At 42.7% G+C, this 23,981-nt stretch carries 24 protein-coding genes; 9 read left to right on the top strand and 15 right to left on the bottom strand.

Annotated features, from left to right (window positions below; genetic code table 11):
* Positions 1–260: 260 nt before the first annotated feature.
* Entirely contained in the window at positions 261–1,106 is an 846-nt protein-coding gene (locus tag AB4298_RS11690) for a pseudouridine synthase family protein (RefSeq protein ID WP_371986837.1), read from the top strand.
* Positions 1,107–1,177: 71 nt separating this feature from the next.
* Here AB4298_RS11690 and AB4298_RS11685 read toward each other — a convergent pair whose 3' ends face one another.
* Positions 1,178–1,897, bottom strand: a complete 720-nt coding sequence (locus AB4298_RS11685) for a glutathione S-transferase (RefSeq protein ID WP_371986836.1) — start codon at positions 1,895–1,897, stop codon at positions 1,178–1,180.
* A gap of 323 nt (positions 1,898–2,220) precedes the next feature.
* Between AB4298_RS11685 and AB4298_RS11680 the strand changes: the two genes are divergently transcribed.
* From AB4298_RS11680 to AB4298_RS11665, 4 genes are all read left to right on the top strand, one after another.
* Positions 2,221–3,069, top strand: a complete 849-nt coding sequence (locus tag AB4298_RS11680) for a mechanosensitive ion channel family protein (RefSeq protein WP_371986835.1) — start codon at positions 2,221–2,223, stop codon at positions 3,067–3,069.
* A 73-nt stretch (positions 3,070–3,142) separates the two neighbouring features.
* Entirely contained in the window at positions 3,143–3,679 is a 537-nt protein-coding gene (locus tag AB4298_RS11675) for a hypothetical protein (RefSeq protein ID WP_371986833.1), read from the top strand.
* Complete coding sequence (locus tag AB4298_RS11670) at positions 3,669–3,899, top strand: hypothetical protein (protein ID WP_371986832.1); 231 nt, start codon at positions 3,669–3,671, stop codon at positions 3,897–3,899. Before AB4298_RS11675 ends, AB4298_RS11670 begins: the two co-directional genes overlap by 11 nt.
* Before the next feature lie 72 nt (positions 3,900–3,971).
* Positions 3,972–4,184, top strand: coding sequence for a hypothetical protein (locus tag AB4298_RS11665; protein WP_371986831.1), 213 nt, complete (start codon positions 3,972–3,974; stop codon positions 4,182–4,184).
* Positions 4,185–4,334: 150 nt separating this feature from the next.
* Here the strand turns inward: AB4298_RS11665 and AB4298_RS11660 are convergent, their stop codons facing one another.
* A complete protein-coding gene (locus AB4298_RS11660; RefSeq protein WP_249000482.1) occupies positions 4,335–4,556 on the bottom strand; it encodes an amphi-Trp domain-containing protein in 222 nt (73 codons plus the stop codon).
* A 57-nt stretch (positions 4,557–4,613) separates the two neighbouring features.
* Positions 4,614–5,060, bottom strand: coding sequence for a hypothetical protein (locus AB4298_RS11655; protein ID WP_371986830.1), 447 nt, complete (start codon positions 5,058–5,060; stop codon positions 4,614–4,616).
* A 371-nt stretch (positions 5,061–5,431) separates the two neighbouring features.
* Here AB4298_RS11655 and AB4298_RS11650 point away from each other — a divergent pair, with 371 nt between their 5' ends.
* Both AB4298_RS11650 and AB4298_RS11645 read left to right on the top strand, forming a co-directional pair.
* The gene (locus AB4298_RS11650) at positions 5,432–5,587 is read left to right on the top strand and encodes a DUF5993 family protein (RefSeq protein WP_249000484.1); all 156 of its coding nucleotides are present in this window, start codon (positions 5,432–5,434) and stop codon (positions 5,585–5,587) included.
* Between the two features lie 8 nt (positions 5,588–5,595).
* Positions 5,596–6,144, top strand: coding sequence for a disulfide bond formation protein B (locus tag AB4298_RS11645; protein WP_249000485.1), 549 nt, complete (start codon positions 5,596–5,598; stop codon positions 6,142–6,144).
* Positions 6,145–6,244: 100 nt separating this feature from the next.
* Here the strand turns inward: AB4298_RS11645 and oleD are convergent, their stop codons facing one another.
* The 6 genes from oleD to AB4298_RS11615 all read right to left on the bottom strand — a co-directional run bounded on the left by oleD (position 6,245) and on the right by AB4298_RS11615 (position 14,015).
* A complete protein-coding gene (oleD, locus tag AB4298_RS11640; RefSeq protein WP_371986887.1) occupies positions 6,245–7,339 on the bottom strand; it encodes a 2-alkyl-3-oxoalkanoate reductase in 1,095 nt (364 codons plus the stop codon).
* Between the two features lie 39 nt (positions 7,340–7,378).
* On the bottom strand, positions 7,379–9,100 hold the full coding sequence (oleC, locus tag AB4298_RS11635) for an olefin beta-lactone synthetase (protein WP_371986828.1): 1,722 nt from the start codon (positions 9,098–9,100) through the stop codon (positions 7,379–7,381).
* 5 nt (positions 9,101–9,105) lie between these two features.
* The gene (locus tag AB4298_RS11630; protein ID WP_371986827.1) at positions 9,106–10,020 is read right to left on the bottom strand and encodes an alpha/beta fold hydrolase; all 915 of its coding nucleotides are present in this window, start codon (positions 10,018–10,020) and stop codon (positions 9,106–9,108) included.
* Positions 10,021–10,126: 106 nt separating this feature from the next.
* Positions 10,127–11,176: a 3-oxoacyl-ACP synthase III gene (locus tag AB4298_RS11625; protein WP_249000488.1), complete on the bottom strand. Its 1,050-nt coding sequence runs from the start codon at positions 11,174–11,176 to the stop codon at positions 10,127–10,129.
* 260 nt (positions 11,177–11,436) lie between these two features.
* Positions 11,437–12,732, bottom strand: coding sequence for a methyltransferase (locus AB4298_RS11620; protein WP_371986826.1), 1,296 nt, complete (start codon positions 12,730–12,732; stop codon positions 11,437–11,439).
* A gap of 92 nt (positions 12,733–12,824) precedes the next feature.
* Positions 12,825–14,015: a chemotaxis protein gene (locus tag AB4298_RS11615; RefSeq protein WP_371986825.1), complete on the bottom strand. Its 1,191-nt coding sequence runs from the start codon at positions 14,013–14,015 to the stop codon at positions 12,825–12,827.
* A gap of 258 nt (positions 14,016–14,273) precedes the next feature.
* On the opposite strand from AB4298_RS11615, the gene AB4298_RS11610 reads away from it, so the two are divergent.
* Positions 14,274–14,513: a DUF1289 domain-containing protein gene (locus AB4298_RS11610; protein WP_371986824.1), complete on the top strand. Its 240-nt coding sequence runs from the start codon at positions 14,274–14,276 to the stop codon at positions 14,511–14,513.
* Between the two features lie 59 nt (positions 14,514–14,572).
* On the opposite strand, the gene AB4298_RS11605 is transcribed toward AB4298_RS11610, so the two are convergent.
* The 6 genes from AB4298_RS11605 to AB4298_RS11580 form a co-directional block, all read right to left on the bottom strand.
* Complete coding sequence (locus AB4298_RS11605) at positions 14,573–14,935, bottom strand: YajD family HNH nuclease (RefSeq protein WP_249000492.1); 363 nt, start codon at positions 14,933–14,935, stop codon at positions 14,573–14,575.
* Positions 14,936–15,038: 103 nt separating this feature from the next.
* Entirely contained in the window at positions 15,039–17,024 is a 1,986-nt protein-coding gene (locus tag AB4298_RS11600; protein WP_371986823.1) for a BCCT family transporter, read from the bottom strand.
* Between the two features lie 566 nt (positions 17,025–17,590).
* Positions 17,591–18,301 (bottom strand): phosphate signaling complex protein PhoU, encoded by a 711-nt coding sequence (phoU, locus tag AB4298_RS11595; RefSeq protein WP_249000494.1) that lies wholly within the window; start codon positions 18,299–18,301, stop codon positions 17,591–17,593.
* A 21-nt stretch (positions 18,302–18,322) separates the two neighbouring features.
* Positions 18,323–19,141, bottom strand: coding sequence for a phosphate ABC transporter ATP-binding protein PstB (gene pstB, locus AB4298_RS11590; protein WP_249000495.1), 819 nt, complete (start codon positions 19,139–19,141; stop codon positions 18,323–18,325).
* Positions 19,142–19,172: 31 nt separating this feature from the next.
* Positions 19,173–20,825 (bottom strand): phosphate ABC transporter permease PstA, encoded by a 1,653-nt coding sequence (gene pstA, locus AB4298_RS11585; RefSeq protein ID WP_371986821.1) that lies wholly within the window; start codon positions 20,823–20,825, stop codon positions 19,173–19,175.
* An 86-nt stretch (positions 20,826–20,911) separates the two neighbouring features.
* Positions 20,912–23,167 carry an ABC transporter permease subunit gene (locus tag AB4298_RS11580; protein WP_371986820.1) on the bottom strand — a complete coding sequence of 752 codons (2,256 nt, stop codon included), beginning with the start codon at positions 23,165–23,167 and terminating at the stop codon, positions 20,912–20,914.
* Between the two features lie 286 nt (positions 23,168–23,453).
* Here AB4298_RS11580 and AB4298_RS11575 point away from each other — a divergent pair, with 286 nt between their 5' ends.
* Entirely contained in the window at positions 23,454–23,966 is a 513-nt protein-coding gene (locus AB4298_RS11575) for a glycine cleavage system transcriptional repressor (RefSeq protein ID WP_249000498.1), read from the top strand.
* Positions 23,967–23,981 lie beyond the last annotated feature (15 nt).

Raw genomic sequence — 23,981 nt, 5'->3', positions numbered from 1 at the left:
TGAATAACAAACTCAGCACAGCATCACCGCAACCTTAATTAACTAAACACTAAGCCTAGCAGCAACCTAGAACAAGACAATTTGCATTAAATTTTTATCATCACGACTTGTTAGGCTTTGATTTTGCTCAAACGATGCACTGCAATAAACATGTTTAGCCAGCGAGAGATAACTTACCCGCTTCAGAGGTAAGCAAATTCATAGATAATCATGTAAAATCGAGCTAAAGCTTACCTAATACCTTGTTGTCATAGTCAAACATGAACCCGTTGAAAATAGAAACCCATATCAAAGTCGAGTCGAACGAAGTTGATGCAGCGACTTTACTTGCTAATCAAACCAGTTTATCAAAGCAAGTGATTAAGCAGGCGATGCAAAAAGGCGCGGTATGGCATAGCCACGGTAAACAGACTAACCGCCTACGCCGAGCTAAAAAGCCATTAAAGGTCGGTGATGAACTGCACCTTTATTACAACCAAGCCGTGTTAGAAGAAACTATTACCGCACCCGAATTGTTATTTGATCAGGGGCAATACAGTATTTGGTATAAGCCATTTGGCGTACGTTGCCAAGGATCAAAATGGAGCGACCATACGACCATCAATCGCTTTGCAGAAACTCAACTTGAACCAGCACGCAGCGCTTATATCATTCATCGTCTTGATTTGGCCGCAACAGGACTTATCGTGCTCGGCCACAGTAAAAAAGTGACTGCAGCCATTGCACACTTATTTGAAACTCGCGCGCTAGATAAGTTTTACCAGGTCATTGTTGAGGGGAAGTTTCCTGAAGGCAATATCAGCATTGATAGTGATGTTGATAATAAATCGGCGTTATCCCATGCGCATATACTTGAGTACAACAGCGAGCTAAATCAGTCTAAGGTGCAAGTTAAAATCGAGTCTGGTCGTAAACACCAAATCCGCATTCATATGGCGAGTTTAGGCCACCCTGTTGTCGGTGATAGGCAACATGGTAATGGCGGCGACAACACGCCTAACCTGCAATTAACCTCATGCCATTTAAGTTTTATTTGCCCCTTAACTGGCGAGCACAAAGTCTTTGAACTACCGCAAAGCTATCGCCCTGAGTTTCAACTCAATTAAGTTCGATAGCTATTAGCGGTGTTACTCAAAGCCCACATAGTTTTGTGGGCTTTAAGTTGTAGCTTCAGACCTTATATACCGCCAAATACACTATCGTCATTACCCTCTAACCATAAAGGGTATTGCGTCATAACTTTGCTGAACATTGGGCTCTGTAAAAAGCCGTCAAGCCAGCTTCTTACTTTAGGGTAAGGTGATTGCAGGTACCATTGCCGCTCAACCCTAGCCATTTGTCGAATAAAAGGCATGATCGCAAGATCGGCAACACTAGCGGTATTGGCACATAAATATAGATTGCAGCTAAGTCTATCCTCTAGCATTTGCAAATAAACTTGGCACGAATTGCGATGCAGAACTAACTGGGTATCATGGTAGCGCTTAGCGCTACGGTATTGTTCTAAGCAAGTTTTAAACTCAGTATCAAACAGCGCCACTAGGCTATGCATGTCAGTCTGCTGACTATTATTTATAGCGTTGCTTTTATGTTGCTCGGTGTTAGCAACACTTAAAGCCTTAGCATTACAGCGAAGTAAATAATTACTTGAATCACTTTGCTCAAAAGACCACTGCATGATCTCCAGGCTTTGCTCTAATACCTGCTTATTTTCCAGAACTAAAACAGGTACCGTACCTTTGGGCGAAGCCCGCAGCATTTGCGCAGGTTTTTGGCTCAATACAACTTCACGTAATCGCACCTTTTGTCCTGATGCAGCAATAGCTAAACGCGCACGCATCGCATATGGACAGTTTCTAAGCGAATACAAAATGGGCAAAGCAGAGAGATTATGCATAGAAGATGGACTCATTTATGAAAGTAATTGAGTTAACGGACTATTTATACCAAGCCTTTACAAAATAAAGAAGTGTTCCGTTTGAAAGCTCATTCAACGTTCATCCATTTTACAAACAAGTTGTTTAAAAATAGCCATACTGCAAAAAAGAACATTGAGTAGAAATAAACAAGTTTAAGAGTTTAACGAACAAGGTCCGCGCTAATTAGGAGCTTGGCTTGTTTTTTGATTATGATAACTTTAGAGTGGCTTTACCCTAGTTAGCGCAGTAAACACCTTATGTCGTTAACCGGAAATTATAATAAGAGTTAGCAGAGGATTTTGTGGAACATCTAACCATTGCCGTCGATTTTTTATTAAACCATAAGTTATTGCTTACCGTGTTAATCATTGTTCTTATTTCGATGATTAAGCGCTTAGTGATCTCTAAAATTCGTGGCGATGTTGCCTTTTTAACAGAGATCCAACGTAAGTGGATGTCGCGTACTAAAAACGGCACCTTTATTTTAATTATTGTGATTTTATTTATGCTCTGGCAAACAGAGATCAGTAAATTTGCTTTATCGGTAACGGCTATCGCCATCGCCTTTGTTGTCGCCTCGAAAGAAATCATCTTGTGCTTTACCGGCTCGATACAAAGAGCAAGCTCACGTTCATTTGTGATTGGAGACTGGATTGAGGTGGGTAAAATATGTGGCGAGGTGATTGAACACAACCTAATGGCAACGGTTATTCAAGAAATTGACTTACACCACGGCCAATACCACTTCACAGGTAAAACAGCCACCCTACCAAACAGCATGTTCTTTAGTTATGCGGTAAAAAACCTTAATTTTATGAAGCGCTATGTTTACCATGACTTCAACATCACAGTGGTTGAGTTTGTTAACTTGTATCCGCTATTTGCTGAGCTATATGAAAAAATAGAAGCACATTGTGAAGAGTTTAGTGAAGTCGCGAAGCGCTATAACAGCGTGATAGAAAAACATGCTGGTGTCGACTTACCAGGCGCAGAGCCGCACATCCACATTACCAGTGGCATTAACGGTGAGCAGTTTGTACATATTATGATTTTCTGCCCAACCGAACAGGCCATTCATTTAGAACAGTTGATCAGAGAAGACTTTATGATTGCCTACCATGAAGCTTTTGGCAAAGATGAGCGGGCTTAATTAGCTCGAATGAGTCACATCGAGCACTCGCTTGGGCATAACGGATATTATTCAAAAATGGAAACTGCAGAGTATGCCAAAGCCTTTCATAGCAGACTCTTATGAACCACCGAAGAGCTTCGACAATCCTGTTTTTCACTTTAGAGTGCTTGAAGAGCAAGTTGCTGAATTAGATTTTGAAGCCGTAATGTCTAGCCAACAAAGACTGCAAGGTATTTTTGGTTCAGGCTCACCATGGCCCAAAAGTGATATGACTCTTGAAGAAAATATCGCTAGCCTAAAAGTCCATAAGCAAGAATTTGCATTACGACAAGCTTTTGCTTATTCGGTGTTTAATAAGACAAAAAATAAATGCTTAGGCTCTGTTTATATTGACCCAAGCGATTCACCTAATTACCAATGTGTCGTCCATTTATGGATCCGTGATGATAGTATCGAGCTAGATCATGAGCTTTTCCAAACAGTCCGTAAATGGCTACAGGAGGAATGGCGATTTTCTAATGTAGCCTTTCCCGGACGATATTTTGAGGAGCCAAAACCAGCTAAAAAAGTTAAATCAACTGTCGAATGTCAGCTACCAAGGAAGGAAGGATTGATTCATGTTTGCTAGTTTTATCAATAAGTTTGGTACGACTTTATACGTTCAAATATGGGAGAATCGGATTAGAGTTATCGATGTAGAAACAAATAAGTGCTTTGATGAAAAGCCTCTACTTCAAATTGACACTCACAAAAATGGCAAGAGGCAGCTCACTACTTTTGGCAATGATGCTTACGTTAATCCGCTAAATCCTTTTACCCATCCAAGAGAGTTATACCAATTAGTATAAGAAGTTGACCTACTCAGAGCGTTTTTGGCAAACTAATTCAAGGCGAATAGCTGAAAGAATGGTTGCTCCCTTGTGAAGTTATTCAACGCAGAAGTAGGCAGGCAAAAACGCTCCAGAATGGCGAGTTTTAGCGGCTCTGATGCTGCGACTTTTTACAAACAAAGAGTGAGCTTAACCCTAGTTCAACTATGCTCTTCACTCGCCGCAAACCACATGGATGTGGTGAATGTCATTAAAGCAGGAGCACTCAATGACCTTGCCTCAGAAGCGCTAAATTCTCGCTGAGCGACCAAATCTTTATACTGATTGGTATAATAGACTTTTACAGTTTCAGTTGCCCCTATCAATTAGCAAGCTATTGACGAGTTAAGTAGCGATGATAAAAAACGCAGTGCTAAATTGGCACTGCGCTTTATCTGTTTTAAATCTAATGTATTAGTTTGACCACTTGATTTGAAACTCAATCTCTTCTTCTGAGTCGCCGCGTTCATGCTCGATACTGTAAACTGCACGCACTGGCACGTATATACGCTCACCAGCGATTTGAATTTCAAATTTTTCACCAGACTCAATCGTATCCGCTAGGCGCCTAAGCTTAGCCACGAACTCTTCATTACTATAAGTTTTCTCTATGTCTCTATCTGCTTTATCACTCATTTAAATATTCCCTATCGACTTGCTAATTAATACACTGAAAACAAAAAACACCCGCTTTCAATCCAGCTTCTGCCACACTTCAACCTCTTTAAGCTCACCCTCTTCAGTGCGCTCACTGTGCCACTTATCGCCCACAATACTATAGGTGAAAGCAAATGATACACCCGGTTTAACGCCAAAAGAATTGAGTTCAGGGTATTCGACATAGTCTTTAGCAGTAAAGGTATAACTCCCCGCCCCTGCGGCCCAAAATTCGCTAACAGGCTTAGCATCTGTGCCAGTATTTTTCACCGTTGTGAAACTAAAATGCTGCGCAGATATTACTTTGATGGCACTTAGCTTTAAATCACTGTAATCAACCCATTGACCTTTTCCATCTAAGTACTTACCTGAAATAAGCTGCCAACTTCCAATAAATGGGTTTTCGCTAGCAATAGCCGTTACCGTCATGACTGACAGCAGTGAGAACCCAGCAATGATATTAATCAATATCCTGTTCAACAAAATGCAAATTCCTTTTAATTTTAAATAATTTAAAGCCCAAACTTTATCGCAGAGTCTAAGCTAATGGCAAATTAGTTTGACCTTAGTAAACCGCTTTTCCAATTAGCTGTTACCAACAACTCCATCACACCAATAACCTATTGATTATGTTTAAATTTAATTCGATTATGCTATCTATGAACTTGACTCCAAGAGTTGTTCTAAATACAAGTTGAATCATCTTTTTCTTTCTAGCTGTTATATCAATTGATATCACTACAGAAATAACACTTTTCATTATTTAATATTAGGATTAACGTAACTAACATTACTAAGCTATCTGAATAACACAATGGCTATTCGCTGGCGACGGCCATTTAAAGGAGTTCATTATGATGACACTGCTCTTTGTTTTGTTTTTAATTGCGATGATATTCGCAGTTAACAATAAACGTACCCTAGGATTTTATAGCTTTGCGATATCTCTCGTTGCCAGTATTTTTTGGTTTTTCCATCATGCTAGCGATACGTTAGCCATTTTATTATAGGTGATGACATGACAGAGCAACTATCAAGACAATTGAATGCACTCGGTGCCATTGCTATCTCTTTAGTTCTGGGGTTTGGATTTTATGCGCAATTTGCAGCTGGAGAGCTGCCCTGCCCACTATGTCTATTGCAGCGCGTAGGGTTTGTCGCAGTGATGTTTGGACTTATCTGTAATGTGATCTTTGGCCCTAGACCGGTTCATTATGCCATCATGATCTTTGCCGCTTTATTTGGCGCAGCTGTGGCGCTAAGGCAAGTGGCTTTGCATGTTATCCCAGGAACGCCTTTCTACGGCGATGCATTCTTCGCCTACCACTTTTACACTTGGGCTTTTATCACCTTTAGTATTATTGTCTTTGGTACAACGGTGATGTTGTCATTTTCATCTCAATATCAACCCACACGCTTTCAACCATTAAGGTCTATGCCATTGTTAAACCGAATCGCCGTCTTTTCTGTATTGGCGGTAACGGCGCTTAATGCGGTGAGTACTTTTGCGGAATGTGGGCCATTTCAATGCCCCGATAACCCTGTGAGTTATTGGCTATTTAGTTAACTGTCACCACTCTACCGGCATATATAAACGAAAAAGACAGCAATTAATTGCTGTCTTTTTTATCACAAGCCATCGTTAAGCCTGTGAAACTAAACCTCAGCTAATTCGGTTTGTTAAGGCTTGCCTTTAAATATTGCATCCCATCATCAATACTCACTAACGCGCTATAACCAAGCTCTTGCTTAGCGGCGCTAATATCGAAATAGTGACTGGTTGACAGCTGACGCGCGACAAAGCGTGTCATGATTGGCTCATCTTTTTTACCTAATAAACGATATACCGACTCAAGCACACAACCTGCGATATACGCCACCTGAGTTGGCACGCGTTTGCTTACAGGTGGCAAATTCTTGCACCCGAGGATTTTATTTAGCATTGCCGCCATTGTTATAGGCTCATCATTACTGAGGTAATACGCTTTGCCCGCGCAAACCGCTTGAGTTGCCTTGTCACTTTCACTAAGCCTTAGTGCTGCCAATATGTGCGCATAAGCGGCGTTACCGACATAAATCGTGTCGACCAGCTTATCTTGCTTTCCCACAAGCTTTAACCTACCTTTTGCTGCTCGCTCTAACACTCGCGGCACAAGATGAGGATCATTCGGCCCCCAAATCAGATGCGGCCTTAATGCTGTAGTGCCAAGCTGCTTACCATTACTCAGTAAATCCCCATTAGCAGCTAACATCATTTGTTCAGCTATCGCTTTAGACTCACCATAAAAATTTAAAAAATTAGCGGCATAAGGCGCCGACTCATCATTGCCATTCTCATCTACGCCAGCAAAGGTAACACTCGGTGTGCTGGTATAAACTAGATGAGCGATATTCGCTTGTTTACAAGCACTAATAATAAAGCGCGCGCCGTCAACATTGGGTGAATAATAGCTTTGCTTACAGCCCCACACTCCGGCTTTCGAAGCGACATGAAACACCAAATCGCAGCCTTGCATTGCGTTGCATAATGATTGCTCATCGGCGATATCACCTTTAAGCATATTAACGCCCATCGTGCTCAATGCAGGATAATCACCACGGGCAAAACCGGTGACCTTAATGCCGGCAGCCAGCAAGCGCTCACAAATAGCTTGCCCTAAAAAGCCGCCTGCACCGGTAACAAACGCATGACTGATATTTTGCTTAAGCGCGGTTAATGCCACTTGCTCTTGAGGTAGAAAGTCATTAAGCGCTTTAGGCATAATAACCTCATCGGTTTGAACTGAAGCAGGCAAGATAATTTATTCCTTAATTTGCTTTTGCGCCCAAACTGCCAATTTTTCTCTAAAAATCTTAGCGTTATGACGAATATCAACGGGAAAATCGGGGTGAATTAAGAATCGCTCAATCCCTTGGGTTTGCGGATGTTGCTCGGCAATCGCTTTAAGTTCGCTATAAAGCACACCTGATAGTGAACAAGCAACTGACTGCTTAAGTTCAATGCAAATTAATGGCGTGACTTTGCCAGCAACCACCACACCAACTAATGCACTGCGCTTAACATCGCTATGGGTATTAAAGATCCGCTCACTAGGAATGGAGTAGTAACGCTTTGGCTGGTTATAAGTAGTCGGTATCGCATCGGCATCAACCCTGTGAGCTTTACGGCCGCACATCCACAATAAACCGTCATTATCTAGGTAGCCTAGATCACCCATTCGATGTCGAACACTGCCATTATCTGCAATTTTAGCCACCTTAGTAGCACAATCACGTTGATAATAACTTGCACTCACCATCGGGCCTTTCACCACGATTTCGCCAATTTGATTAATGGGCAAACATAGCTCGCTCTGCCACGTATTAATGGCTTGCTCGTCGATATCAATGATAGCGATTTCAACGCCATTAATAGCTCGGCCTACACAAATACCGCCGCCGTTATCCGTTATCGCCGTGGTGTCGAACAGTTCACTACTGGCCATTTTACTGATAGGTAGCGATTCAGTCGCGCCGTAAGAGTTAAGCACTTCAACATCGGCATTTAGCATTTTGCTAAAGCGTTGAATTGACGAAATTGTTGCTGGTGCTCCGGCTGAAATAACCCGTTTTATAAAAGGTAGCTTGTGAGACTGTTGTTCACCCGCTTGGCCGAGACGCTCGATAAGCGCAGGGTTTACAAACATATTGCTGCATTGATATTTATCGATTGCGGCAAAGATAAACTCGGGGTTTGCGGTGATAGGCTTACTGGCATCCATATCTGGCACAATTGACGCCATGCCTAGTGCGGGGCCAAACAGTGAAAACAACGGGAATGTCGCTAAGTCGCGCTCGCCCGATCTGATTTGATAATCGTTTTTAAGCGCGCTAATTTGCGCTTCAAACATCTTATGTGAATACACCACACCTTTGGGTGTGCCAGTGCTACCGCTGGTAAATAAGATGGCTGCCATTGCATCGCTATCGAGCCATTGCATGGCAAATGCTTGATTATTACCAGCTGAATTGGCCGCCAATACGTGCTCTAAACTGGTTGCGCCAGTTAATGCGCCAACAAGTTTACCGCCACCGACATTAATCTGGAATTTAACGCTGGACTTACCCCAGCCAAATAAACGTCTAGCAATATGGGCTTTAGGGATCCCGATAAATGCATCGGGTTTAGCCTCAGCAAAACATTGCTTTAGGTTTTTAACTCCCATGCCGGGATCAACTAAAATGGGGATAATGCCAGCTTTAAACAATGCAAAGGTGAGACAGAAAAAGTCAATACTCGGCGTAACCATCAACACGGCTTTCATACCCGGTCTAAGACCATGATGCACCAGCGCTGCAGCAAGAGTGTCGCTCTTAGTATGCAGAGTTTGAAAGTCCATCTCTTGGTATTGCAGACTACTTACCGAATGGCCGTTCGATTGCTGGACAGCAACCGCGAGTGATGTAGGGATCGTTTCTGCGGCACTAACTAAATGACGGCACAAATTTGCGCCGTCATTTTTTATATTGCTCTGACTTACCATCGCGATTAGGCTACCGATTCTTGCTTAGCATCTGTCGTTGACGCTTCGGTTTCTGCGATAAAATCTTTGATATGACCAATCACTTCATCACTGGCATCTTCAAGAATGTAGTGACCGCAATCGCTAAACTCATGCACCTTGGCATGCGGCATTCTTTGTTTCCACTCGGTTAAGAAGTGCTTGTCGAACACGAAGTCTTGTAAGCCCCAACAGATCACCGTTGGTACATCTTGAAACTCAACTAAGCTCGCCGCAATATCTGATACCAAATCATAATTACGGTCACCCGGCTTTAACGGAATATCTTGTACAAAACGTAATGTCGAAATACGATTTGCCCATGAGTTAAATGGTGCAACATAGGCTTCACGAATATCTTTATGCATAGCTTTACGTTTTACACCCACATAAGATGCAGCCGATGAAAATGCATTAAACCCACGCACTAAGAATGTACCTAGCAGGGTATTACGACAAATAGACAGCGCCCATGGGAATGGCTTGCTAACTGGCAAATGGAATGCGCCAGTATTCAGAATAACCAAACGCTTAATGCGATCAGGATAGCGCGCAGCGTAACCCATACCAATCATTCCGCCCCAATCATGAACCACTAAAGTGATGTTTTCTTTAACATCTAGGTGCTCAAGTAGCGCTTCTAAATCGTCAATACGGTTTTTAAGGGTGTAATCATAACCACTGTCATCAGGCTTATCAGATAAACCACAGCCAATGTGATCAGGCACAATACATTGATGCTTATCGCTCAATGCGCTGATCAAATTGCGGTAATAGAAAGACCAGCTTGGATTGCCATGTACCATAACAACTGGCTCGCCTTGACCTTCGTTAACGTACTGAAGCTTATTGCCGTTTCTATCTAAATAATTGCGTTTAAAAGGGTGCAGAGTGTCTAGCATGACGTTTCCTATCTTTCTTATACTTGTCGTACGTTGTGTAAGCTCAGTGGCTAACCTAAGGTTTGAGGGAAATAACACGAGCATTTCTGCTCGCGTTAAACATGCCTTACCACTTAAGGCCTAACATCATGCAGTTCAAACCACTGCCTATACCTAAAAAGCTCACTTGATCGCCGCTCTTTAAGAAGCCTTGATCGTGTGCCATAGCTGCTGTCACAGGTAATGAAACCGTGCCCATGTTGCCCAGCAACTTATAGGTTGGAAACTCTTTTTCTTCCGGAATATTTAATGCACTAAGTACGTTACGACGGTTTGATGCACCTACTTGATGACAAATCACTTTATCGACTTGTTCAACTAGCCAGTTGCGTTGCTCTAGGAAATGACTCCAAGTATGACGAGCAAGCTCAACACCTTCTTTAAGCAGTGCAACACCGTTAGTACGCATAAATTCGCGGTACAACTGAGGGCCAGCTTCTTCAAGACCCCATTGGCATAAATCATAATGTTCTGGCGCCGATAGATGGCTAGCACCTAATAGCTGGTGTTGACGATTGCCTTTAAGGTTTAAACTGCCGTCGGTCAACAAGACTGCCACGGCGCCTGAGCCACCAGTTAGCGTTGCTAATGACTGCGCATAATTTTGCATTGTCGGTTCAGCCAGCATTTTATCGATGGTGATATCGACAATATGACGCGCTGATTCACAAGACACCACAAGGCCGGCTTTAATTTGACCAAGCTCAATGCGGTTAGCGATATCTAAAATGCCCGAAAGCACACCCAAACAAGCGTTACTGATATCGTAAATAGCCGTGTCTTTAGAGACGCCAAGCTCGGCAGCAATACGGCATGCTGTTGCAGGCTCATGTTGATCGCGGCAAACACCGGTATAAACCACTGCGCCTAAATCGCTAATCTGTACGCCTGTTTCAGCAATGGTCTTATGAGCCGCTGCTAACGCTCCATCAGATAAACGATGGCCCTTTGGCCACCAGCGTCTTTCATGTATTCCGGTTAACGTGGCAAGTTGCCCCATTGGAATACGAAACTTTTGGTATAACGGCGCTAAACGAGACTCAAGCTCTGAAGTCGACACAACTTCTGGCGCTAGCTCGTAGGCCATACTATTAATAAAAACGCGGGAATATTTCATGAAACTGCTTTTAGTCGCTCACAAGATTGGCGGATAAACAGCCTATCAAGATTGTTATTTATTATTAACCAGCCATTTGAGCAAGAAAATCCCAATGATTCAATAAAAAACCGCATTACTGAGATCTTTTAATCAGATTATTCTTAGCCTTCACTGTATAAATGGCATCACTTTTCGCGCGGATTCAATCACAGCTAACTTAATTACAACTTAATAAACAATTTGTTACAGCAAGATTAAATTAAGCCAGCCCGATTTTTCTATTTAAATGCGTGAATTAACGCATTTCGTGGTGTAATACTGTTTGCACAAAATTCACTCAAATTTACCTGATAGCCCTGCTCTTCTAAGAAGCAAACTCTGTCAAGCAATAACCATTGTTCGAGAACGGCCCTAAAAAGATGAGCAACCAAATCAATTCTGCGAGTGAGTCTTTGACGCTGCTCACCGAGCATCAGATAAAGCTCAAAATCGATATTTACAGGTAAGCTTAGCGCTTTAGCCTTTGCAGCCCAGTGACAGAAGTCACTAAAGTCGCCATTTAACTGACTTTGCTTAATCGATGGCACAGGCAAATATTCGTCGCAATCACGTACCTTACGCTGTAGTGCATCAAAGCCTAAACGCCAGGCCATTTCTTGCAGGCGATAAGCATTATGCTTGTCATTGGCAATGACACTTTGTTGCAAAGGTAACTGCAGATCCGCGCGGCTTAACTTAAGTTCACTGGCTTGGGCAACTTTAGAAAGGGCTTTATATTGTTTGTCTCTGATTAAATGATAACAACACGGCGAGATCACTAATTGTTTAGTGCCAGCATCCGTTGCATGCTTAAGTAGCTGCACATGTAAGTCTCCACAAGCATGCAGGGCTACTGCTAACTGCTCACGATGAAGTTGCTCACTTTGGCCCGCAAAGGCATCAGCGCAAATAAAGCGCTGGGGTAACAGCCATTTCTCTGCAAATTCCTCACCCGCACTGCATAAGCTTTGCTGCCACTCAAGACTCACAACTTCTCTATGCTGCGCTTTAGCAATTAACCTACCTAGATGACCTTTACCCGCGCACCACTCAAGCACTGGAGTGCTATCTAGCGGTAATTGTGCCACAAAGGCATTAATTTGTTGCCACTTACGTCCTTTAATATGGGCGCTAAAGTGCGGCTCATCGGTATCATCAAGTAGCTGAGTATACTTATGACTTGCTACATCCTTAAGACTTAAAGTGGCATCCGTACCAATCGCCGACTGCGAAAATAGCGCTAATGGCCATCTTAAGCCCTTATCCGCTAGGTCGGCTGCAAGTGCACCAAGCAAAGTCTCATTTAGACTGATTTGGCAGGCATCGATGCTATCAAGCTTATCATCGTCTAATTGCCATACCGTTTCTGCAAGCTTGGGAAAATCACACTGCCAAGGTAGCGCTTGGCAATCAAAGCTACGGCTGCGCCACAACTGCTGACTCTGCGTGAGTAAGCCGTCCAGTTGTTGCAATTTTTGCTCTGCACTTTGAGGCTCAGCGCAATCAACAGAATCTTGAGTTAAAAAAGGGCTCATATGAAATGAGGTTTTCCTGCATTCGGGTTTAGAAATAAAACGGGCACCATAAAAGGTGCCCGAGAGTGTAGCATGAATAGGACTTATCGACGCTATTTCGCGGACTCAGCTTTAGTGGCAGGTTTTAGCACTGGCTTAGATAGCTTTTTAACTTGCATACGTTTACCAAGCCAAACACCTAAACCTAACGGAGCAAAAAACACCACAACTAAGAACAGTACAAAGTACAAAATTAAGCTTTTAAGGGTTTTAGTGATCTCTTGAAAAACCACTTCTACCGCATTTTGCGAAATTTGCTCTAAATCGACTGCCGCAGCCGCACGTTCACGCGCAACCATGGCTTCTAATGCTTGACGTTCATTTTTCACCATTAGCTCTAACGCTTGGCGCTCGACAGATAGCTGTTTCAACTTGTCGTCAGTGTCAGCGCTAAGCTGAGCTAACAATGGCGTTAACTCTTTACGCATATCGACTGCCAATGACTGCATCATTTCAGGGCTTTGCGCCATTAATTGCTGAAACTTAGCTGACGTGTCACTAATACTGGTTAACGTGCGCTGGATTTCATCAGCATTGATATTTGAGTGCAGCGCGTAAAGCTCTGCTTTCCAGCCCAATATTTTAGGCATTTGCTCGGCAATCATTGCCATTCGGTCAGAAATATCACTCATGACCTCTGGCACAGTACCAAAGGTGGTAACTGCATCAAATTCACTAATTTGATGAAACTCAAGCCAGTCGGTAAACGCCGACTCTCGGGCGAACGCCATATCCTTAATCGGATGGCTAGCGACATATTGCTTCACAAACTCTTTATTTTTCTTGAAGTTTGTCCCACCGAGCTTTTGTACTGTCCGCTCAAACTGATCGCGTAAATTTTTACTTGTTTCAACTGCAGCTGATTGCTGCTCTGCAAACAAATTTTTGCCCGCGCCAGTATCAAAGAACTGCGCCATCTGCTCTGTAAACACCCAGGTATCAACCATAGCTGCAGTAGGCGACGCTTGGAAAATCGTATGTTGCAGGTTTTGCTCAGCATTAATCTTCCACATCAAGGTGTTAGATTGTACTGGAATACTGTCAGTATTACGCTCAATCAGATCTGCCGCACTTTCTACTTGGCTATAGAAAACCGTACTAAAGTCACGGCTAAACACGCGCATATTAAGTTGATCTTTAGGCAATGGTTCAATACCACTTTCCAATTTTACTTCTAATAACGAACACGCGTTAAGTAGCACTGCTGCAACAGCAACCACACAAAAGCGAAACATCGCTTTCATAACTCCTCCAATAAACATACAAAATACTGAAATTTAAGGTTAAAAATACCTTTTAATTCAATTCTACCATCGGTTTATTTCGTTACCTATTGCTAACTCAATTATGGACTAATAACAGTGGTTATGAATACTACATGGTAAGATTATAATAGCCGTACTAAAGATAAAGCATTTATAAAGGCTAGCAGTTTAACTTGTAAGATAATTGCCACTCCCCTATCATCCGCTGCAAATTCGAACAAAAATGAATATCAGTAAATGAAACAATCTCCGTGTGTCGCCAAATGTGGCCTAAATGATGACGATTACTGTATGGGCTGCTACCGTCATATCGATGAAATCGTTGGCTGGGCTCAAGCGAGTGATGAACGTAAAACGGTAATTTGGCAAAACGTCAATCAACGTAAAGCCAGCATGCAAGGCGGAGAAAACAGCGCTATCTTAAGTCGTGATAAGTGGTTGGAAGCCGAAAGCAGACTGGAAAAAACGGACCAATAATGTTTTTATTCTGGCAATAAAAAAGCCGCTGATAGCGGCTTTTACTAGATTAAACAGAGTTACTTCTTCAACATACTTTTTAAATCAGCAAACGGATTATATGTCGCTGCTTCAACTTTGGTTTCAGTGGTTGAACCATATTGAATCAACTCTTCAAACTTAGAATGCTCATTGTCATGACAATAAAGACAAAGTAGCTCCCAGTTAGACCCATCTGATGGATTATTATCGTGATTATGATCGCGATGATGCACCGTCAACTCTCTTAGGTTGGCATTGTTAAATTCACGAGTACAACGACCACAAACCCAAGGATAAAGCTTCAACGCTTGTTCGCGATAACCACCTTCACGCTTGGCTTTATAATCTCTAGCTTCGGCCAATACTCGATCTAACTTACTCTGCCCTTGATTTGTCGACATTACATTTCTCAATTAAAGTTTGTTACCTAGAGCCAATTATATCACTGACTCTAGGGAAGTTTCACCGCAAATTACTAACTAACCTTTTGCCAATAATGGCAGGCTAAGCGTTAGTTTCACTGCTTAAATACTCTGAGCTTGATAAGTGTAAGTAATGTAAGTATTTCTCATACTGAGTCACTACATCCGCCAAGATCTGTTCTTGAGTAAAGCCCATTACGTCATAGTGCTGACCACCGTGCTCTAGGAACACTTCCACGCGGTAGTAGAAGTTATCACCATCATCATTGCTAACATCACTGTCTAACGGATTAGAGATGGTATAAGCACGAATACGCAGGCCGTAGACAAAGTCATTATGCTCTTCACTATGCACCACAAAACGGACGCGATTATCGAAGTTTAAGATCTCTGCCGAAATCGAGCGACTTAAGAAACTTTCACATACTTTTGATAATGCAGGCTGCGCCACATCATCCAAGAAGTCTTGCGCTTCTTGCTGGCTAGGGTGAGACAGCAATACATCAATATGTGACTCCCAACTAACGTTGGTCTTAGTAAACTGCACACTAGTGTTGTGAGACTGGACGCTGTTGATCTTAAGCCAGTCATCTTTAAGCGCAATATACAGGCCAAAGCACATCAATAACATTACGATTAAGAATGGTAATGCACTGGCTATTGCTGCTGTTTGTAACGCTTGTAAGCCACCCGCGAGCAATAGAACCGATGCCACAACACCTTGCATTAACGCCCAGAAAATACGTTGCCATACTGGTGCATTATGGTCGCCACCTGATGTCAGGTTATCAATAACCAATGAACCTGAGTCAGACGAAGTAACAAAGAAAGTCACGACTAAACACAGAGCGATTGACGAAAGTAATGTAGAGAATGGCATATGCTCAAAAAACACAAATAGTGCAACTGAGACATCTTTTGAAACGGCATCAGATAGATACGTCGCACCACCAGAAATCGCTTCAATCGCGCTGTTACCAAAACCAGTCATCCACATGAATGTCAATGCTGATGGCACGAACAGCACACCCACTAAGAATTCTCGAATAGTACGGCCACGAGAAACTCGGGCAATAAAGGTACCAACAAATGGTGACCATGAGATCCACCAGCCCCAATAAAGTAGAGTCCAACCACCAATCCAGTCATTCTTCTGCTCGTAAGCATACAAGTTAAATGTTTTACCTACGATATCGCTAAGATAGGCACCGGTGTTTTGTACAAACGCCTGCATTAACTCTACTGTTGGGCCAAAGATAAATACAAACACTAGCAATAAAACAGCGAGAAGAAGGTTTAGCTCACTTAAACGCTTAACGCCTTTATCTAAGCCAGAGAAAACCGATATTGTAGCAATGCTACAGACACCAATAATCAAAAAGACTTGAACCGTCGTACTGACAGGTACATCTAACAAATAATTAAGACCAGAGTTAAGCTGTAATACACCAAAACCTAGTGATGTCGCCACACCAAACATAGTACCTAATACTGCGAAGGTATCGACAGCATGGCCAATCGGGCCATAAATCTTGTCACCAATAAGCGGGTAAAGTGCACTTCTTGGTAATAATGGCAGCTTATGACGATATGAGAAGTACGCCAAACTAAGCGCGACTACTGCATAAATGGCCCAAGCATGGATCCCCCAATGGAAGAAGGTGATCTTCATTGCATCTTTTGCTGCTTGAATTGTCATAGGATCAGCATCAGGCGGCGCCATATAATGCATCACGGGTTCTGCAACTCCAAAGAACATAAGACCAATACCCATACCTGCTGAGAACAACATAGAGATCCAGCTTTTATAGGTGTAATCGGGTTCAGAATGGTCAGGGCCGAGTTTAATGTCGCCGAAACGACTGACCATGACAAAAATAATAAATATTAAAAAGACTGCCACGCCTAAGATGTAAAGCCAGCCCGCTTTAAGTTCAAACCAGGATTGAGCGGTTTTAAAAACATCTTGGGATTGAGTCGGCCAAATAGCACAAACGGCTACCATTAAGGTGATTAAAATAACTGATGAAAAAAAGACGGGTGGATTAATGCTCGATTTTATCGACATAGAATTACCGGGGTTGATGAAGTACACGCAATTGTTCTAACTTTGCGTGACGAGGCCGCCAGAAATTTAAGCGTATTTATTAGTAATACACTGGCGGAGTTATTCATGTGCAGTTCTACTCGCAAATGGTACTCAGCTAAAGTCTGTTTTATAAGCAAAAGTGAGTCCTTTATTATAGAAAATACTTCTGATTAATTAACATCTTATACCCATCAACAAAATAGCACTTAAGCCCTAGTAGCTAGCGCAAGCTAAAGAAATAAGCACTTACTTACCTTGAAAGGCATAACAAATCACATTGAATAACTAAACCTAAATAAACCAGCTTACTGGCGCGCTCAGCTATTAAATGGGATTTCATTTACGGGAAGCAACAACACAAAATTCACTTACACTATACATTATTTATCGTACTAAGGATTTCGTCTATAGCTCAAAAACAAAAAAAGCAGCTTATCGCTGCTTTTTTGTATCGCCAAAGTCAACAATTACCCAAAACTGTGAGGTTAATCGCATTGCGTTTTATTAACAATCGCGCGAGCACAGAAAACAACTGCTTATAAACTTTAAAATTTAAGGTCTTTTTCCATCTCTTCATATGAGATATGGCGTACATCTTTACCTTTCACATAGTAAATGATGTACTCACAAATATTCTGACAGCGATCTCCGACACGCTCTACTGCGCGAGCCGCCCATAATACGTCCAGCACTTCAGGAATTGAACGAGGATCGGCCATCATATAAGTCATCAATTGACGAATAATACCTTCGTATTCTTTATCGAGCTTAGTGTCTTCTTTATGCAACTCAAAAGCGACATCAGCATCCATACGCGCTAATGCATCGAGGGTTGAGTGCAATGTACGGGTCGCATGACGTCCCATATTTTCAATGCTCACCAGTAGCGGTTGCTGATTCTTAGAACGCTTATCCATAGCAGCTTTAGCAATTTTTACGCAGGCATCGCCAATACGTTCTAGATCGGTAATGGTCTTTGAAATGGCCAACACTAAGCGTAAATCACTGGCTGCGGGCTGGCGCTTAGCTATAATACGGGTGCATTCCTCGTCAATGGCGACTTCCATACCATTAACTTTATGATCGCCATCAATAACCTTTTGTGCAAGTTCAGCATCTAAAGCACCTAACGCATCTAACGATTGTTCAAGTTGGCGTTCAACCAGGCCACCCATAGCTAAAACACGGTTACGAATATCGTCTAGTTCAGCATTAAACTGACCTGAGATATGTTTATTTAAATTCATGTTTTCCATTGCATTAATATCCTATCTCAATTAACCGTAACGACCGGTAATGTAGTCTTCGGTCTTTTTCTTCTTCGGCGTGGTAAAAATGGTGTTAGTGTCTGCATATTCAATCAATTCACCCATATACATAAACGCAGTTTGATCAGACACACGTGCGGCTTGTTGCATGTTATGCGTTACGATAACAACCGTATATTTCGATTTAAGGTCGGTAATCAACTCTTCAATCGTCAGTGTTGAGATAGGATCCAGCGCAGATGTTGGTTCATCAAGCAGCAATACTTCTGGCTCGATAGCAATGGCGCGAGCAATCACCAAACGTTGCTGCTGACCACCCGATAAGCCAAAAGCGTTATCATGTAATCTGTCTTTTACTTCATCCCAAATCGCTGCGCCGCGCAGTGAACGCTCAGCGGCATCATCGAGATCACGACGGTTATTTACCCCTTGTAAGCGAAGACCATAAACCACGTTCTCGTAAATCGATTTAGGGAATGGGTTTGGACGCTGGAATACCATGCCTACATTACGGCGCAGCGCTGCTACATCAACTTTCTTATCGTAAATATTTTGCCCATGCAGCATGATCTCACCACCAATATGGCAGTTATCGACTAAGTCGTTCATGCGGTTAATACAGCGCAGTAGTGTGGACTTACCACAACCACTTGGGCCGATGAAAGCCGTGACTTTTTTCTTAGGGATCTTCATCGACACATCAAACAGTGCCTGCTTATCGCCATATTTAAGATCTAAGTTACGGATCTCTAAGGCTGTTTGTTCTTGAGTTAAGTTTTCTAGGTCTAGCATATCAGTCTTCATTACCGATTGATCTATTGAAATCATGTTCTGTCCTACTGCTTAGGATAATCGTCAATTAATGCTCAAGCGAACGATATTTTTCGCGTAAGTGGTTTCGTACAGCAATGGCGGTTAAGTTAAGCGCCACAATTACCGAGACCAAAAGGAATGAAGTAGCGTATACCAACGGACGCGCTGCTTCGACGTTAGGGCTTTGGAAACCAACATCGTAGATGTGGAAACCTAAGTGCATGAACTTTCGTTCTAAATGCACAAATGGGAAATTCATATCAATCGGTAGTGTTGGCGCAAGCTTTACCACACCCACTAACATCAATGGTGCAACCTCACCCGCCGCACGAGCAACCGCTAAAATTAAGCCAGTCATAATCGCAGGACTTGCCATTGGAATAATAATTCGCCATAGGGTTTCAGCTTTGGTTGCACCAAGCGCTAAGCTACCTTGGCGCACAGAGCTTGGAATGCGGCTTAATCCCTCTTCTGTTGATACAATCACCACAGGCAGAGTTAAAATCGCCAAAGTTAAGGCGGACCAAATCACACCTGGCGATCCAAAGGTTGGAGCAGGTAAAGCCTCAGGGTAGAACAACTGATCCAGCGTGCCACCAAACATATAAACAAAGAAACCTAAACCAAATACACCGTAAACAATTGAAGGTACACCGGCTAAGTTAATCACCGCGATACGGATCATTTTAGTCACAGGGCCTTTCTTAGCGTATTCATGTAAGTAAATAGCAGCGATAACCCCAAACGGCGTGACAATCACAGCCATCAGCATGACCATAAATACGGTACCAAAAATTGCCGGGAATACACCGCCTTCAGTGTTGGCCTCACGTGGGTCGTCGCTTACAAATTTACCAACGCCAATAAACCAATGGCCGATTTTTCCCATCACACCTAAACGGTTGGCGTAAGTCACATCTAAAATACTGTCTAGCTTTAAAGTCACTTCTTCACCGCGCATATCACGGATAACAACTGCGTCTCTGCCCGCTGCCGTTTTTAGTGCGAAGAACTCTTTCTCTACAACTTGGTATTCAGCATTAAGTTTGGCACGTGCCGCATCAATCTCGGCTTTTCGAGTGTCTGTTAGCGCGTTGTCTAGTTCGTAACGACGCGACTTTAAACGTAAGTTTTCTAACTCGTAGTTAATTGAGCCTATCACGCCTTTTTGCAAGTCAAGCGCTTGATCATTAAGCTCTACAGCGCGATCAATATGAGATTCAAAATCCGCCTCGATATTTTGCGAGGTTGAACGCTTACCATCTTCTATGATCGCTACCGGGTAGCCATAAAAATCGCCATTTTTACTGCGTTCAATCACAGCAATATCATTGGGCTTAGAGCGTGAAATAATATCTGTCGCTAAAATCCAGCGGAAATCTAAGCCGACAAACTCACGGTTACCCGTTTTAACCAAATAACGAGTAATGTTCTCACCCACTTCAGATTCAAACTTATGTCCAGCAGCTATTAAACGCTCTGTAGGCACTTCTTCTTTATCGTAAACTTCACCAATCAAGGTATAACGCTCGCCTTGCTGACTTTTCATCTCCCACTGATAAATATCAGCAGGCCAAAAGTAACTGAGACCACGCCACGCTATCAGCAGCAACAAACCCAGAACTGCAATCAAACAGACGCTAACTGCGCCGCTGGTCATCCAAATCCAAGGTGACCCCGATTTAAACCACTTACCCATTAGCTAAACCTCTTAAGGCATTTGCCGAAATTGTATTTAGTGAAATTTTATTCAACATCATTTTCTTATCATCCATAACAATGGGGTTAAAGTGAGCTATAACGTTCACGTAAACGCTGTCTCACCACTTCCGCAATCGTGTTGAAGAAGAAAGTAAAGATAAACAATACAAAGGCCGCTAAGAACAGCACTCGGTAATGCGAGCTGCCAATGGCAGATTCTGGCATTTCAACCGCAATATTCGCAGCGAGCGTACGCATACCTTCAAACACACTCCACTCCATTATCGCCGTATTACCCGTAGCCATCAGTACAATCATGGTCTCACCGACAGCACGGCCAAGTCCCATCATCACCGCCGAGAAAATACCTGGGCTGGCCGTTAGCAACACTACCCGAGTCAAAGTCTGCCAAGTCGTTGCACCGAGTGCCAAACTACCGTTTGATAAATGACGTGGCACTGAAAATACGGCATCTTCGGCAATAGAGAAAATAGTAGGAATAACCGCAAAGCCCATCGCAATACCGACCACTAAAGCGTTACGTTGGTCGAACGTAATACCTAGCTCGTTAGTGATAAACATACGTGTATCACCATCAAACAGGGCTAACTCTAGTGTTGGGCTAATAGCAAATGAGAACCAACCGATAAAGATAATCACTGGCAGTAACATTAGTTCTTGATACGTTTCAGGTAGACGCAGCTTCCACGTCGCTGGCAGTTTATGCCAAGCAAATGCGGTGCTTAATATCGATATGGGCAGTAAAACTAACAAGGTTAATATGCCGGGCAAGTTGTCTTCAATTAACGGCGCTAACCAAAGACCCGCTAAGAAACCTAAAATCACCGTTGGCAGTGCTTCCATGATTTCAATGGTTGGTTTAACGATTGCGCGCACTTTAGGTGACATGAAGTAAGCGGTATACACCGCACCAGCAATAGCTAAAGGTGTCGCAAACAGCATGGCGTAAAGTGCGGCTTTCATGGTACCAAACGCCAATGGCATTAAGCTTAGTTTAGCTTCAAAGTCATCTGAGCCCGAGGTTGACTGCCATACATATTTAGGCTCTGGGTAGCCTTCGTACCATACCTTTTCCCACATCGCACTCCAAGAAACCTCTGGGTGAGTGTTTGATACGCTAAAGAGATTGAGTTTGCCATCAGCCTCAACAACCAAAGCATTTGAGCGAGGGCTAAATCCTAGGGTTCCTGGGTTATTTAGCTGAAAGTTTTCTGAAAACAACTCTCTTTCACTAGTGGTATATAACAGGCTTAATTTACCCATTTCAGTAATAGTGACAAAGCTTTTGCGATAAAACTCTGAGGCTACACTGGCGATATCACCTTCAACTTCAAAGCTGCGGATCTCTTGATATTGACGGCCTTGCTCACCATTTACTTGGAAGTATTGCTGTACCAGCCCAGTGTCATAGCTCACAAGTAATGAACTCGCTCCTGCCAATAGAGTGACGTTGGTGACTTTGGCGTTAGCACGAGCCAGCGATAAAACTTGACTTAGCTGAACCGCTTCCGCATCGCGAATGTCGTAAATGAATAGTTTATTGTCTGAGCTTAAGATCAACTGGCGTTGATCAGGCGTCATTAGCTGTTGCTGCACATTAACCGGTGAGTCAGGAATGATGCTGTTATATCCCACCCACTCCACTTCTTCGGTCATCATGTTTTCCTCACCCTCTTGGCGAGAAAGATGCCAAATCTTGTCATCGGTTTGATAAACAAAACTCATTTTGTCGCTGCTGTAATCAAATACCAGCCTGTCTAATGCTCTACCTAACGGATCGACCGTTAAGGCTTCATTACCATTAGCAAAACGAATTCTAGGTGTGATCAGTCGCTTGTCATTTGGGTAAGTCACCCCAAACTCCACCCCTGCAATAATTACCTGACCATTATTTAAGCCAAGAGCAAAACGTTGCTCGCTAGGCATAGCCGCAGAGCTACTTACTACATGAGTCCCTGCTGGTGTATTAATTTGCTCACTTCTTAATAGTTGTGATGTATGCGTATCATAAAAATCAACTTTACCAAGTTGCGATACTCGATACATGATTTCATTTTGCTCATCACTACCCACCATTAATGCTGGCTGGCTATCATGAAACTCAGCACTAACGACTGGAGCGACTTCAGCACTATCGAAGATTGGCTTTACCACATAAAGTAGATAAAAGAAGATCAATAGCAGCGCCACAAATACCATGGTACCACCTACGGTGACACCAATTTGGGCTGCTTTATCCTTGATTGCTCTGCGTGAACTACCGTTGTTTATCAACAGGTTTTTCGCAGCAGGTCCAGGTTGAGTTACCTGAGTTTCCATTAAGAACCTCGATTATTCTAAAGCCAGTCAAACTTTAACTGGGATTGTATTAACGACTATGCTAACACTAGGGATATGTCGCGTTTAAAATCAAAATCTACATACGCATATTTTAATGTGGTGCATTATATGACGCAAAAATGACACTAGTGTTACAGCCGTGAACTAAAACCTGATCAACATTCAATAAGATCACCAAATAAAATGCTCAGAAAAATTGAGCTATCTATTTAAATTTTTTACAAGAATATACGGATTGATGCGATAAATAATGGAGTAATATTAAATGTTAAGATATCTAGTTACCCTGCAAGCAAAAGACCGTGAAGGCTTAGTAGAACAAATAGCCCATTCAGTCAGCCGTCATGGCGGTCATTGGTTAGACTCTGAACTGCGCCATATTGATGGAATTTTTGCTGCAATTTTGCTTCTAGAAGTACCATCAGGTCAGTGGGATGAGCTGATTGAAACTCTGGAGCTTCTAGAGGGGGTTTCCCTTACTTACTCTAAAACGAGTAAGCCTTTACCTAAAAATAAGCATGTTAGCTACTCACTCGTAGCCTATGACAGGCCCGGTTTAGTACATGAGATATCTAACAAAATCAGTGCTCTTGGGATTAATATTGAGCATATGAGTACCCGCTATGAAAGCGCCAGTCACACCGGTATTGCACTGTTTAGAGCCGACTTTAACGTCAGTATGCGAGATCTTAACGATGAAGAACGGCTAACCCAAGCTTTACACGATATGGGTGATGATGTTGTTCTTGATAACTTGTCACAAGATGGTGCCGCTTAAATAAAATCATAAGCC

It is taken from the genome of Shewanella sp. 10N.261.52.F9, assembly GCF_041471165.1.
GTDB lineage: Bacteria > Pseudomonadota > Gammaproteobacteria > Enterobacterales > Shewanellaceae > Shewanella > Shewanella marinintestina.
Note: the sequence above shows the minus strand (reverse complement) of the source record. Positions and strands in the feature narration are given on the sequence as shown.